14 protein-coding genes are annotated in these 12,263 nt (G+C 57.2%); 8 read left to right on the top strand and 6 right to left on the bottom strand.

Annotated features, from left to right (window positions below):
- Positions 1 to 3 precede the first annotated feature (3 nt).
- The 3 genes from ACN9MU_RS01430 (at position 4) to ACN9MU_RS01420 (ending at position 1,999) form a co-directional block, all read left to right on the top strand.
- The gene (locus ACN9MU_RS01430; protein ID WP_426166793.1) at positions 4 to 795 is read left to right on the top strand and encodes a DUF2491 family protein; all 792 of its coding nucleotides are present in this window, start codon (positions 4 to 6) and stop codon (positions 793 to 795) included.
- A gap of 46 nt (positions 796 to 841) precedes the next feature.
- Complete coding sequence (locus ACN9MU_RS01425; RefSeq protein ID WP_426166791.1) at positions 842 to 1,612, top strand: hypothetical protein; 771 nt, start codon at positions 842 to 844, stop codon at positions 1,610 to 1,612.
- A gap of 111 nt (positions 1,613 to 1,723) precedes the next feature.
- Positions 1,724 to 1,999 carry an HP0495 family protein gene (locus ACN9MU_RS01420; protein ID WP_426172354.1) on the top strand — a complete coding sequence of 92 codons (276 nt, stop codon included), beginning with the start codon at positions 1,724 to 1,726 and terminating at the stop codon, positions 1,997 to 1,999.
- Here the strand turns inward: ACN9MU_RS01420 and gcvA are convergent.
- Positions 1,983 to 2,876, bottom strand: a complete 894-nt coding sequence (gene gcvA, locus ACN9MU_RS01415) for a transcriptional regulator GcvA (RefSeq protein WP_426344016.1) — start codon at positions 2,874 to 2,876, stop codon at positions 1,983 to 1,985. The two genes, ACN9MU_RS01420 and gcvA, sit on opposite strands and share 17 nt — an antisense overlap.
- Positions 2,877 to 2,978: 102 nt before the next feature.
- Between gcvA and yfcF the strand changes: the two genes are divergently transcribed.
- The 3 genes from yfcF to lipA all read left to right on the top strand — a co-directional run bounded on the left by yfcF (position 2,979) and on the right by lipA (position 5,323).
- Positions 2,979 to 3,617, top strand: coding sequence for a glutathione transferase (yfcF, locus tag ACN9MU_RS01410; RefSeq protein ID WP_426166787.1), 639 nt, complete (start codon positions 2,979 to 2,981; stop codon positions 3,615 to 3,617).
- A 67-nt stretch (positions 3,618 to 3,684) separates the two neighbouring features.
- Positions 3,685 to 4,353 (top strand): lipoyl(octanoyl) transferase LipB, encoded by a 669-nt coding sequence (gene lipB, locus ACN9MU_RS01405; RefSeq protein WP_426166785.1) that lies wholly within the window; start codon positions 3,685 to 3,687, stop codon positions 4,351 to 4,353.
- A 13-nt stretch (positions 4,354 to 4,366) separates the two neighbouring features.
- Positions 4,367 to 5,323: a lipoyl synthase gene (gene lipA, locus ACN9MU_RS01400; protein WP_057265523.1), complete on the top strand. Its 957-nt coding sequence runs from the start codon at positions 4,367 to 4,369 to the stop codon at positions 5,321 to 5,323.
- 278 nt (positions 5,324 to 5,601) lie between these two features.
- Here the strand turns inward: lipA and ACN9MU_RS01395 are convergent, their stop codons facing one another.
- Both ACN9MU_RS01395 and ACN9MU_RS01390 read right to left on the bottom strand, forming a co-directional pair.
- A complete protein-coding gene (locus tag ACN9MU_RS01395) occupies positions 5,602 to 7,761 on the bottom strand; it encodes a hypothetical protein (protein ID WP_426344015.1) in 2,160 nt (719 codons plus the stop codon).
- On the bottom strand, positions 7,761 to 8,951 hold the full coding sequence (locus tag ACN9MU_RS01390) for a hypothetical protein (RefSeq protein ID WP_426344014.1): 1,191 nt from the start codon (positions 8,949 to 8,951) through the stop codon (positions 7,761 to 7,763). Before ACN9MU_RS01390 ends, ACN9MU_RS01395 begins: the two co-directional genes overlap by 1 nt.
- A gap of 214 nt (positions 8,952 to 9,165) precedes the next feature.
- Between ACN9MU_RS01390 and ACN9MU_RS01385 the strand changes: the two genes are divergently transcribed.
- Entirely contained in the window at positions 9,166 to 9,717 is a 552-nt protein-coding gene (locus ACN9MU_RS01385; RefSeq protein ID WP_426344013.1) for a YdeI/OmpD-associated family protein, read from the top strand.
- On the opposite strand, the gene ACN9MU_RS01380 is transcribed toward ACN9MU_RS01385, so the two are convergent.
- Positions 9,714 to 10,574, bottom strand: coding sequence for a CHAD domain-containing protein (locus tag ACN9MU_RS01380; protein ID WP_426320022.1), 861 nt, complete (start codon positions 10,572 to 10,574; stop codon positions 9,714 to 9,716). The two genes, ACN9MU_RS01385 and ACN9MU_RS01380, sit on opposite strands and share 4 nt — an antisense overlap.
- 41 nt (positions 10,575 to 10,615) lie before the next feature.
- Here ACN9MU_RS01380 and ACN9MU_RS01375 point away from each other — a divergent pair, with 41 nt between their 5' ends.
- On the top strand, positions 10,616 to 11,278 hold the full coding sequence (locus ACN9MU_RS01375; RefSeq protein ID WP_426344012.1) for a uracil-DNA glycosylase: 663 nt from the start codon (positions 10,616 to 10,618) through the stop codon (positions 11,276 to 11,278).
- Here ACN9MU_RS01375 and ACN9MU_RS01370 read toward each other — a convergent pair.
- Together ACN9MU_RS01370 and ACN9MU_RS01365 are read right to left on the bottom strand one after the other, a co-directional pair.
- A complete protein-coding gene (locus ACN9MU_RS01370; RefSeq protein WP_426344011.1) occupies positions 11,265 to 11,990 on the bottom strand; it encodes an alpha/beta hydrolase in 726 nt (241 codons plus the stop codon). The genes ACN9MU_RS01375 and ACN9MU_RS01370 overlap by 14 nt on opposite strands.
- Entirely contained in the window at positions 11,987 to 12,244 is a 258-nt protein-coding gene (locus ACN9MU_RS01365) for a DUF6966 domain-containing protein (RefSeq protein ID WP_426166775.1), read from the bottom strand. The genes ACN9MU_RS01370 and ACN9MU_RS01365 overlap by 4 nt, the downstream gene beginning before the upstream one ends.
- Between the last annotated feature and the right edge of the window lie 19 nt (positions 12,245 to 12,263).

Here is a 12,263-nt window from a genome sequence, read left to right as displayed (position 1 = left end):
GGAATGGGCTGGAAAGACGCCATCGATTACCTGCGCAGCGGCGCCAAGCGCCGCGGCGTCGACAGCGACGCGCCGCAGCCGGAAGACCGCGGCCTGCCGCTGGCAGCAAGGATCGGCAGCGTGGTGAACCTGCAAGCGTCGCCCCTGCTGCGCGCCAACGCCAACGGTTCCCTGGTCGCGTTGCCGGAAGCGGAAGACAGCCGGATCCTCGCCATTTCGCAGTTCAAGCTGTCGATGGCCGGCCGCCTGTACCGCTACTACCTGGCCAAGGGCGACGAGGACGAGCGTGAAAAGTTCCTCCAGCTGTACGTGGACGAGCATGGCGAGGTGAAGGAAATCCTGTATTGCACGCAGCTGGTGCGCTTCATCCCCACCACAGCGGAAGACCAGGACGCCTTCACCGGCGCAGATGGCTGCGGCCTGGGCGACCTGCAATTCAGCCTGTGGCGCAGCCAGCTGGAGGAAAGTGGCGCCGACAGCGCGGTACTGGCAACGGCGTTTGGCGAACAGGAAGCGCTGGACTTCGAGCGCGATGTCGGCGACCCGAATGCCGGTTTCGTCCCGCCCTTCACGGGCACCGAAACCCGCATCGACGAAGCCAGCGGCATGCAGGGCCTGAAACAAGAGCTGTACTTCATGCCCTACGCCCGGCAACTGGGCGACGGCAGCAAGGAATACCTGCTGGTCACGACGGAAATCCTCCAGAGCGTGAACGGCGATGCAAGGAAACGCGGAATTCACGTCGACTTCGTAGTGGGAATTCCGGTGGAGCAGGAACGGCTGGTCATCCAATAACGACCGCCGCATTGGTGAATTGAACTTAACTGAAAGGATGCAAAAAATGAGCAACTCGAATGGCTGGGCCCTGACTGCACGACTGATTTCCAAACACTTTGGCGCCCTGGGCGACCGCGTGTCGGAAGCCATCGCCAGTTTTGACCCGGAAACGGCGACCGAGGCCGACCGCGACCGCCTGGCCGACACCCTGCGCAGCGCCGCCCAGAAGTTGGCGCAAGCCCGTGCCGCCTTCAACAAGGAGCGCGACGACGTGGTCCGCTTGCGCAAACTGATCGAAACCGACGAAAAAGCCACCGGTACCCTGGCCGAACGCCTGGCCGCGGGCCAGATCTCGGAAGCGACGATCAACCTGTTCTGCGACGAGCTGGAAGCCAACAAAGGCCGCTTGCCGCAGGAAATCCAGGAAGAAGCCGACGCCCAGGCTTATATGGAAGAACTGCAGAAGATCGTCGACGCCCTGTCGCAGCAACTGGCCGACTTCGACGCGGCCGCGAAGAAGGCGATGCAAGCCCTGGCCCAGGCCAAGGCCCAGCGCGACCTGCAGCAAGTGCGCGCCGAGCGCCAGAGCCAGCTGGCCAACCTGTCCGGCATGCGCGGCAATACCAGCGCGCTGAACGCGCTGACCAAGCGTGCCCAGTCGATCGCCAACGAAGCCGAAGGCATGAAGATCGTCTCCGACATCGGCCAGCGCCCTTACGACCAGGCCGCCGAAATCGAAGCGATCCGCAAATCGGTGACCAACCCGGCCAATGGCAGCGAATCGGCCCTGGAACGCCTGCAGCGCCTGTCGAACAAGGCGCCCGAAGCCGCCTGACCTTGAAAAGTGGCCCTCAAGGGCCATATAGGTAACGATGTAAAATGGAACCCGGCGCACTCGCACCGCGCCGGGTCTTTTTTTTGTTGTTACAAGATTGGAAAAATCATGATGAAACCCATCTCGCCTGAAGAGTCCCTCATTGAGTACCCGAGCGACTTCCCGATCAAGGTGATGGGCGCCACCCACGACGCCTTCGCCACCACGATTATCGAGGTAGTGGTCGAGCACGACCCGACTTTCCACGAAGGGAAGCTGGAATCGCGTCCGTCGGCAAAAGGGAATTACACCAGCCTGACCTGCACCGTGCGCGCTACCAGCCGCGAGCAGCTGGACAATATTTACCGCGCGCTGTCCGGCCACCCGATGGTCAAGATGGTGCTTTAAGAAGCTGGCTGCGGGCGATTTCCGCCTTCAGCCACTCGCGGAACGCCCGCACCTGCGGTTTCTGCAGGACGTGCGGCGGACTCGCCAGGTAGTACTCATACGCGCAAGGCGTGGCGATATCGAACAGCCGCACCAGGCGTCCCGCAGCAATCTCCTCCATTGCCACCAGATGACGCACCAGCGCCACCCCGTCGCCGTCGACGGCGGAACGGACCTGCATCGACAAGTCCTCGAACATGACACCGCCGGCGGGCTCCGGTAGGCTGAGTCCGGCTGCCTGGAACCACGGCGTCCAGGCGTCCTCTGATCGCAGCAGCGTGGCGCGCGCCAAATCCTGCGGGCAGGCCGGCAGGTCGCCATCGCGATAGCGAGGACTTACTACTGGATAAAGGATTTCGCTGCTCAGGTGGACCGTTTCGAGCCCCGGATACCTGCCGCGTCCGAAGCGGATGCCGATATCGATCCCGTCGCGCGCCAGGTCTTGCAACTGCTGGCCGAGCTGTAGCACGACTTCGATTTCCGGGTGCTGTTCTATAAACCGTCCCAGCCGAGGCGCCAGCCAGCGTGCGGCAAAGGAGGGGATGGAGGTCACGCTCAAGCGCTGCAACCCTTGCTGCGGCCGCAGCTGGGCGGCGCCGTTGGCCAGCTCTGCCAGGCAGCGCGCCACGGTGGCTGCGTATTGCCGTGCCTCCTCTGTCGGTGTCACGCGCCGCCCATGGCGCACAAACAGCGCCACCCCCAATTCCTGCTCCAAGCCGCGGATCTGATGGCTGATCGCGCCATGCGTCAGGCACAACTCTGCCGCCGCCCGCGAGAAATTTCCGTGGCGCACTGCCGCCTCAAAAGCGCGCAAGGCAGAAAGATTGGGAATTCGCATGTGAAAAAAATTAGCAAGACGGTTGAAAATATATCGTTTTGGCTAGCATGAGGCAAGCAAATATTATGTAAATAAATAACTTTACCAAGCCGGAACGCCGCCATGAGTCTCAAACTGTATGTGGACAGTCAATTTGTCAGTCCTTACGCCATTTCCGCCTACGTCGCCCTGCGCGAAAAAGGCCTCGACTTCGAGCTGGAGACTGTGAACCTGGACGCCGGCCAGAACAAGGAACCATCATTCACCGACAAGGCCCTGACTGGCCGCGTGCCATGCCTGGTGCATGATGACTTCATGCTCACCGAGTCGAGTGCCATCACTGAATATCTGGAAGAGATATATCCCGCGCCGCAATACCCCAGCTTGTACCCGGTCCGCCCTGAGAAACGTGCGATCGCGCGCCAAATCCAGGCCTGGATTCGCAGCGACCTGCAGGCGCTGAGGGAAGACCGCAGCACCTATACCGTGTTCTACAAGCGAGCCGAACAGCCCGAGCCCCCACTGTCCCCGGCCGCCCAGGCGGCAGCGAACAAGCTAATGCAACTGGCCGGACGCCTGGTCAACGGCGATTACCTGTTTGGCAGCTGGTGCATTGCCGATACCGACCTGGCCATCATGCTGAGCCGCCTGGTGATGAATGGCGACCCGGTGCCGCAAAAGCTGAAGGATTACGTTATCTTCCAGTCGCAACGACCGTCCTTGCAAGATTGGCTAAAGAACATCAACCTGATGACAGGCTAAGGAAATCGGCATAAACCTGCCTAGTCATTAAGCAGCGCCAAGGCTGGAAAGGTATAATGGCGGCCTTATGCCTATTCAGCCGGCGGTCATCCGCCATCTCGGCCAAGCCGAATACGAACCAACTTTCGCAGCGATGCGCGCCTTCACCGACGCGCGCCAGGAAGACACGCCCGACGAACTGTGGATCGTCGAGCACCCGCCCGTCTATACGCTGGGCCTGGGTGCCGACCGCGGCCACCTGCTGGCCGGCGCCACCTCGATTCCCACGGTGCAGACCGACCGCGGCGGCGAGGTGACCTACCACGGTCCCGGCCAGGTCGTGATCTACCTGATGATGGACCTGCGCCGCAACAAGAAAGGCGGCAAGCTGTACGCCCGCCAGTTCGTCAACAAGATCGAGGAAGCGATCATCAATGTGCTGGCCGCGTATAATCTCGCCGGCGAGCGCGTTGAAGGCGCGCCCGGCATCTACATCGCCAACGGCCCGAAAAAAGGCGCCAAGATCGCCGCCCTCGGATTGAAGGTGCGCGGCAACGGCTGCACCTACCACGGCGTATCGCTGAACGTGGGCATGGACCTGGCCCCCTTCACCTGGATCAATCCCTGCGGTTACGCAGGCCTGGAAACCATCGACATGCGTTCGATGGGCGTGGATGTCCCGCTGGCCGATGTCCAGCAGGCACTGGCCAATGAGCTGGTCAACCAGCTGCAGGTGGCCGAACCTGAATTAACTTGAAAGCAAAGCAGCCATGACTTACAACCCAAGCGACAAGCAAAAAGGCGCCGACAAGACCTCCCGCATCCCGATCAAGATCATCCCGATCGAACAGGCCGAGCGCCTGAAGAAGCCGGAGTGGATCCGCGTCAAAGCGGCATCGCATTCCTCCCGCTTCTACGAGATCAAGGACATCCTGCGCGAGAACAAGCTGGTGACCGTGTGCGAAGAAGCGAGCTGCCCGAACATCGGCGAATGCTTCGGCAAGGGTACTGCTACCTTCATGATCATGGGTGACAAGTGCACCCGCCGCTGCCCGTTCTGCGACGTGGGCCACGGCCGTCCGGACCCGCTGGACACCCAGGAGCCGATCAACCTGGCCAACACCATCGCCAAGCTGCGCCTGTCCTACGTGGTGATCACCTCGGTGGACCGCGACGACCTGCGCGACGGCGGCGCCGGCCACTTCGTCGAGTGCATCACCAAGACTAAGGAACTGTCGCCCAAGACCCAGATTGAAGTGCTGGTGCCCGACTTCCGCGGTCGCCTGGAAAAGGCGCTGGACATCTTCGCCGACGGCTTGCCGGACGTGATGAACCACAACCTGGAAACCGTGCCTCGCCTGTACAAGGAAGCCCGTCCGGGCGCCGACTACCAGCACTCGCTGACCCTGCTGAAAGACTTCAAGGCACGCTACCCGCACGTCAAGACCAAGTCCGGCCTGATGGTCGGCCTGGGCGAGACCGACGAAGAGATCCTGGAAGTGATGCGCGACATGCGCGCGCACGACATCGACATGCTGACCATCGGCCAGTACCTGGCGCCGTCCAACAGCCACCTCCCGGTTCGCCGTTACGTGCACCCGGACGTATTCAAGATGTTCGAAGAAAAAGCCTACGAAATGGGCTTCGCCCACGCCGCGGTTGGCGCCATGGTCCGTTCCTCGTACCACGCCGACGTCCAGGCGCATAACGTCCTCGAGCAGGCATAATTCCTCTACCTGAACGTGTTCAGCGGCATTCGACTTTGAACACGTTCTGTCCTGCCTTTTCTCGCCTCCACCCCTTCATAGGGTGAGGCGGAAAATCCGTCACCGCTGCGATTCGACAGTACCGCCTCATTCAGAACCCCGTTCAAGAAAGGTTGAACGCTTTAAGGTTTGCGCAAAAGAGTGGCCGAATAGTTACTGCGGGTGACCAACTGTCGCCACCTGCAGATGATCTTGTAACGAATTGGCTTGAGTGTTGACTTACACTCTCCTTGAAAAATTCATTTGTTCAATCCAATTTGCCCGATCATAAATTGCATCGCTTCAGGCATCTTACTGGTATCAATTGACGCAATTTTTCTTAGGTCTGCGCGACAGAGTTTCACTTTCTGCGTTGCGAGCGCAAGCAAAAATTCTAAAGATGCTTCCCCTTGTTCCGACTGCCAATCACTCAGAACAGATTGAATGACATCACTCATCTTAGCGCTGAGATCTTCGTCAATAGCGTAGTTCAATTCCGACGTATGGGCGGCACGCAACAAGCAAGCTTGAATGACTCCGTCGTTATACCGGTCAAAGCACGCTGGACTGATTAACGTGGTGTGGTACACACTTGCTAAGCCTTTATCTTTGTTCAGCACCCGCAAGTCATGAAGTACAGTTTGAATTGTCCAATATACGTCGGATTGCGTTGCCTCTTCAGTATTAAGTTTTAGGTCACTCCAGAACGCAAAGGACGGACGCAACTTAAGTGGTAAGCCGCTAGGGGCGTTACAAAACAAACTGTTACAGTCATTTGCCGGCCCCCTAAGGACCGAAAGTCGTTGAACTAACGGTGCAGGAAGCACCACGTCAACATCTGCCAATGGGTCATCGGCGTCAAACTTTTCCATCCAACTGCGTTCGAGGTCCCATGAGCTTTGTACATTTGCACCAAGCCGCGGAAGCGGAACCTTTCGTATTACAACGAATTCATGATCGCCTTGTTTAAGGTCTTTCTCAAGTTGGCTTAGCGATTCGGCGGTAGGGAGCTTGGAAAAGCCAACTATGTAAACGATTGATGCGTCACGCGGCAATTTTCGAAGGCGCCGCGAAGCCTGAAGTAATTTTCGGCCTGAAGTAATGGCTCCGGCGATCACAACGACTGAAGAGCCATTAGAAATTTCCTCGTCTTTAAGGGATGCCAGAGTAGTCCAAAGGATATGTTCCTCATTCGAAACAACTGACCGAATGGCCGAAGCTAAAGCGGCTGAGCCCAAGTCGTCCAAGGTAACCACAAGTCGCGTATCTGCAGAAAAATGCTTTTTAACCTTCTTTGTCAACAGTTCTTTAAACGCAACTGGCGCTACCTCCAACGCTTTCCCTACGTCCAAATAGAAATGCTCACGGGTTTCAGACAATGTGTCAGAAGAATCGTTCCAACGCAGCACTCCTTTAGTGGCAAACTCGTCGATGAAATTGGCCCTCGAGCTTGAAAAATCCACTTTTCGTATCATAAGGGACTCATGCTGTGGAGTTTCCGGCAAGAATTGGTCGCCTACGATATTGATTCTCTTAGAACCCGCTTTGCACAGCTGACAATTTTCAGCATTAACTGATGCGATAGACCGTGTCAGTGCAGGAAGTATATCGAAAATTCCATGTTGATCAGACGGCAGCTGTGAGTAAAATAGCGTAATTACCTGATTGCTTCTAAAGCTGGAACTACTGAGGATCGATTTTGCCAGCGAGCCACTCGTAGTGGCAGAAATGATGATTAAACTCGAGGAGTCTTCAACGAAATCATACTTCTGCTTTAGGGCTGCATATGACTCGAAGCTCTCAATATGTGGCTGCTCACGAGTAAATCGCTTGCTCCAAGCAATTGCGGTACTAATAAGATATGAAATTGACGATGTATCGACATAAATGCGCCTTAATCCTGGCTTGAGATGGCTGATAAGCGCTATGCCGAGAAATGCGACCTCCACCCCAGATACCAGTAAGTTTGATGCACGAATGAATCCGTCGCAGTGATCACCGGAGGGTTTGACAAAATGGTAGTCGCTGGAAGTCGTGACAACACCCCTTCGCCGCATAAAAATCTCAAGCATTCCAGTTTGCAGTAAGAGCCTTTTATGCTCTCGAGCTGCATTTTGCCGCGATTTTGCTTCAATAAACTCACCATCTGGCGTAACTAAGATTACAGTTAGTTTGCCATCGTCGCCCACAAACGACAAAAATTCGTTTCGAAACGACTCATTATTAAGAAACGTGTCGCACGAAATTTCTGTTTCAGAGGGCGCTAAAATAGTTACAGACTGAGGAACGAGATTCCTCTCCACGTCATTTTTGATAATCTTTACAATCTGATCCGCAGATGGCTCGGAAGTCAAGAAGATCGCGAGACTTGCACGGCCGTGAGTCTTTTCTTTTAAAAATCGGAAGCTAAAAGCGGTCATTATTTTGCCTCCAACGGCACCAGCAAAGTTACACCAACACCAGCAACGGGAGTCATTTCAGTAAGTTCTTGCGTAGCCAAAAAATGAGTGTTCCAATCGGAAAAGTCGCAATTGTCGTTCAGTTTGTATGGATCGACAATGAAATTACGAAACAGCGATAGCCGGCCACTTCGAACCTTCATTAATCCTCTTAATTTTGTAAGCCTATCCATTACGACAGGAAGGCCGTTACCTTTGTTGTCTTCACCAGATGAGGTTTGTCTAAAGGAAAAACATTTTTTGAAAGTTTCGTATTCGTCATTTAACGTGAACGGGCCTTCGAATTTCATATTTTTGTCTGAATGCCATCGTTCGTAGTACCCCAGACCGGAATCTACAATGCTAATTTCAGCAAAACGGTATCTTCCATTTTGGTCGGGCAACTGACTACTTAGGTAATTTGTCAAGGCTGGTTCATCCTTGATCATCACCGAGACATCAGCTGCAGACAGATTTATGCAATTCGTATAAATAACACGGACCCCAGGTCTTATCCAATCTTTGCGTTGCCTTGCGCGTGAGCCATGTTCATGGGTATTCAAGAACAACTCAAAGAACATCCGGCCAAGGTCTTCTAGTTGGGGTTCCTTTATGGGTTGCGCACCCCCTGCTACTAGTGAAGACTTCTCTAACATAGCCTTCAAAACAGCTTTTAGCTGTGGCAGCTGACGTGGCAATGATTTTCCCTTAGTCTCTTCAATATAAAAATTTGGGTCGAAACCTTTGGTGCTATGGTCCACAAATGCGAACCAGCAAAGCGATCCGAGTTGTTGTCCATACGGCGACGAGGCTTGCAGTTCAATCGCTTCCCGAGCAGCGCGATTGACTAAGCTTCGCATTTCGGAGCTAGTTCCATTAGCCTCGCTGACTATTTCTTTAGCAAGCATCGCACCCGCAAACTTATGCGGGCGTCGCGAAGCTTCACTAATTGAAAGTGATGGACTCTTTTGCGACTGTCGGAGCACGATTCGCCGATTTCGCGAAAGCCTTGCCCAAGTATTAACAGCTTGAATAGCTGCCGCAAGGCCACCGAAAGCAGTTCGAGCAGTATCGATCGGTAAAAGGAGGTCGTCGGTCTCAGACTCCCCCAGTTGGCTTACAAATTTTTCACAAGCTTCAATCGTCAGGCTTTTGGGAAAGAGTATTGCCATATCGGAGGTAGATTTAATAGCGAGTAAGTACAGTACTATAGTGGTTTTTCAGGAATATATTGACGTCGAAATGGAAAATTGTGCAGATCCTGCGCTGGATACCTAAAAATCCATGGTCGAAATGCGATGAAAAGTAGATCTACCACTGGCCTGTGAAACGCCGATTTGACTACTTTGAAGTAGTATTGCCGGTAACTAAAACAAGGAGGCGGAGATGGCTGAGCACAAGTGGCACGAAGAGTTTGAGGCACTGAAGAAGATCGTTCTTTCCACGCATTTGACCGAGGAGACGAAATGGGGATGCGCGTGCTTTACCTACAATGACCAGAACGTGGTCCTGATCCACGGTTTCAAGGAATACTGCGCGCTTCTGTTCTTCAAGGGCTCCCTGATGCAGGATCCGGAAAACATCCTGGTGCAGCAGACTGCCAACGTTCAAGCAGGGCGCCAGCTCCGCTTCACCGGCCTCGCCGACATCAAGCGGCAGGCAAAAATCATCAAGGCCTACGTCGAAGAAGCGATCGAGCTGGAAAAGTCGGGCGCCAAGGTCGAATTCCGCAAGACCGAAGACTTCCCGATGGCCGACGAATTCCTGCAAAAGCTCGACGAGCATCCAGCACTGGCGGAAGCCTTCTACGGCCTGACGCCGGGCCGCCAGCGCGGCTACCTGCTGCACTTCTCCTCCGCCAAGCAATCCAAGACCCGCCAGTCGCGCGTCGAGAAATGCATGCCGCAGATCCTGGCCGGCAAAGGCCTGGACGACTAGAGTTTGCGGCGGGCGAAACGCAAGGCCTTCGGCATCTCATGCTCCTGCCGCTCCGCCAGCAAGCCCTCCAGGAACGACAGTTCGGCCGCATGCCTGGGCAAGTGATCCTGCAGGGTGCGCAGCAGGTCGCGTGCAACACGGCCGTCGTTCAGCTTGCCCAGCAATTCCTGCGCGTCGGACAGTACCTGCGCGCGTGCATTCATGTTGAAGAACTCGCGCATATAGCGCTCCTTCTTCACTGCGATGCGCAGCCGGTGCAAGCTGCTGGGCTGCGCTGCGTCAAGCCGGCGGATGCGCTTCCTGACCCGCTCGCGCGCCTGCCGCAGCAAGGACCGCGCCACCTTGCGCGCATCCTTGTCCCAAGGCTGTATGCGAGCCGGATCACGCCACAGGCGTTCCCCGCTCCATAGTGCCAGTTCGTCCATGAGCGCCTTGCAGCGTGCACCATGCAGCAAATGCTGGATGTGGGCGCGCTGCTTCGCAGCCAGCTCGCGCGCCATCGCCTCCACCGGTTCGGACGAACCGCCAAGGCTGGGCAAGGTCGACTCAAGGAAGACGTCCCAGTTGCGCGCCCGGCCCAGCTCAACGCCAAACCAGCGCAGTTTGCCAGCGGTCCCCTCCGGCAAAGGATCCCAGGACTTTGCCGCCGACAGGAGCGCGCGCAATCGCCGGACGCCGACCCGCATCTGGTGCAGGCTTTCGACGTCCCCCGCTAGCACGCCCGGCAAGTTGCCACGGACCTGCGCCAGGCAATTCCGGGTGATTGCCTCGAACGCCTCGCCAAACCGCGCAGTGCGCCGGATATTGACCGGTGCTGCAGCCACGGCATGGGCAAACAGGTTCGGATGCGATTCCATTGCGCCAGTATAGGCCTGCCGCAGGATGATAAGATTTCGATATGACCGTCCGCATTGAACCAAGCTGGAAAGCCCAACTGGAAGAAGAATTCGCGCAGCCTTACTGGCAGGCGCTGACCGGCTTTGTGCGCGGAGAGTACGCCGAACGCCAGTGCTTTCCCGCCGGCCGCAATATCTTCCGCGCCTTCGACCTGACGCCATTCGACGATGTGAAGGTCGTGATCCTTGGCCAGGACCCTTACCACACGCCCGGAGCCGCCATGGGCTTCTGCTTCTCCGTCCCCGACGGCAATCGCCCGCAACCGAGCCTGCAGAACATCTTCCAGGAGCTGCAATCCGACCTCGGCGTTGCACGCCAGCGCACCGACTTGTCCGACTGGGCTGGCCAAGGCGTGTTCCTCTTGAACAGCGTTCTGACAGTGCGCGCCCGCGAAGCAGGCTCGCACGCCGGCAAGGGCTGGGAGAATTTCACCGACAGCGCCATCAAGCGCCTGTCGGCCGGCCGCGACGGCCTGGTCTTCATCCTGTGGGGCAGCTATGCCATCGCCAAGCGCGCCCTGATCGACCCGCGCAAGCACCTGGTCATCACCTCGCCCCACCCTTCGCCGTTCTCAGCGCATAAGGGTTTCTTCGGCAGCCGCCCCTTCTCGCGCGCCAACGCTTACTTGGCGCAGCAAGGCAAAGACCCCATCAACTGGGCTTGAGAGCTGCAAGCAGCGCTTGCACGACGACCGCCTGCTGCGCCTCCCGGCTGATCGCCGCCTCGCCATCGAGCAGCTGGTGGCCGTAATGGCCGAACTGCGAATGGTTGCCTCCTTTGATCTCCACCCAGCGCGTTTGCGCCGGCAGCAGCGGCTTGTTGTGCATCACATCGCCGATGCGCGCCACGCCATCGTTGGACGCAAAGACCTTCGTAACGGGAAAAGGCAGTCTGGAGAGATCCTGCTGCTTGGGGTGGGTTGTTCCAACCAGGACCAATGCAGCAGGGAGTGCCGGCTCCTGGTAGGCCAGCCGGGCCGCCAGCGCGGCGCCCAGAGAATGGCCGGAGATAGTCCAGCGCCGGACATCGGCATGGGCCGCCATGGCCCGATGCGCCCTCGCCAAAGCCTCATCCTTGCTGCTGTCGAGCGGGGCGAAGCGCAACGGCAGCTTGATGATCACAACGGGATAGCCGGCATCGGCAACTTGGCGCAGCATCGGGACATAGGCCTCCGCCGCGACGCCCGAGCCGCAAAAGAATAGCAATCCAGACGTGGCGCCCGAAGCGCGCGGCGGGAGGCTAAGGGATTCTTCGGCATCGACGCTGCCGCGCAGCAGCGCCGGATCGACGCCGCGCGTCCGGAACGAGTTGGCCAGCCAGCCCGTCGAAACCAGGGCCCAGGCCAGGAACAGCAGGCGGACAGTCCTGCGCTTCAATGCGTGGTGTGCTTGCCGTAGCAGAGGGTGTAGAGCTGGGTGCGCAGTTCGCTGAATTCTTCATCAAGCTGAAGATCGCTGATCGAGCCGGCGCCGCCGAAATAATGCAGGATCTCGCCCTTGGCGGCCGAGCAATCGAAGGCGCTCAGCGTGCGGGCGCGGTGCAGCAGGCGGGCCCAATCTTCCTGGTGGCCCTGCGTCAGCTTCACTTCCATGCGCTGCACGATGGCAGACAGTTGCTCTCGTTCGTTCATAGGTCATTCTCCGTAAGTT

Origin of the sequence: Pseudoduganella sp. R-32 (assembly GCF_049913245.1) — a bacterium.
Lineage (GTDB): Bacteria > Pseudomonadota > Gammaproteobacteria > Burkholderiales > Burkholderiaceae_D > Rugamonas.
This window is presented reverse-complemented; position numbering and strand designations above follow the sequence as displayed.

Coding starts and splice junctions, on each gene's coding strand:
- lipA (WP_057265523.1), top strand. CDS start 4,367: ATGACTTACAACCCAAGCGACAAGCAAAAAGGCGCCGACAAGACCTCC.
- ACN9MU_RS01365 (WP_426166775.1), bottom strand. CDS start 12,244: ATGAACGAACGAGAGCAACTGTCTGCCATCGTGCAGCGCATGGAAGTG.
- yfcF (WP_426166787.1), top strand. CDS start 2,979: ATGAGTCTCAAACTGTATGTGGACAGTCAATTTGTCAGTCCTTACGCC.
- ACN9MU_RS01430 (WP_426166793.1), top strand. CDS start 4: ATGGGCTGGAAAGACGCCATCGATTACCTGCGCAGCGGCGCCAAGCGC.
- lipB (WP_426166785.1), top strand. CDS start 3,685: ATGCCTATTCAGCCGGCGGTCATCCGCCATCTCGGCCAAGCCGAATAC.
- ACN9MU_RS01375 (WP_426344012.1), top strand. CDS start 10,616: ATGACCGTCCGCATTGAACCAAGCTGGAAAGCCCAACTGGAAGAAGAA.
- ACN9MU_RS01390 (WP_426344014.1), bottom strand. CDS start 8,951: ATGGCAATACTCTTTCCCAAAAGCCTGACGATTGAAGCTTGTGAAAAA.
- ACN9MU_RS01395 (WP_426344015.1), bottom strand. CDS start 7,761: ATGACCGCTTTTAGCTTCCGATTTTTAAAAGAAAAGACTCACGGCCGT.
- ACN9MU_RS01425 (WP_426166791.1), top strand. CDS start 842: ATGAGCAACTCGAATGGCTGGGCCCTGACTGCACGACTGATTTCCAAA.
- gcvA (WP_426344016.1), bottom strand. CDS start 2,876: ATGCGAATTCCCAATCTTTCTGCCTTGCGCGCTTTTGAGGCGGCAGTG.
- ACN9MU_RS01385 (WP_426344013.1), top strand. CDS start 9,166: ATGGCTGAGCACAAGTGGCACGAAGAGTTTGAGGCACTGAAGAAGATC.
- ACN9MU_RS01380 (WP_426320022.1), bottom strand. CDS start 10,574: ATGGAATCGCATCCGAACCTGTTTGCCCATGCCGTGGCTGCAGCACCG.
- ACN9MU_RS01420 (WP_426172354.1), top strand. CDS start 1,724: ATGAAACCCATCTCGCCTGAAGAGTCCCTCATTGAGTACCCGAGCGAC.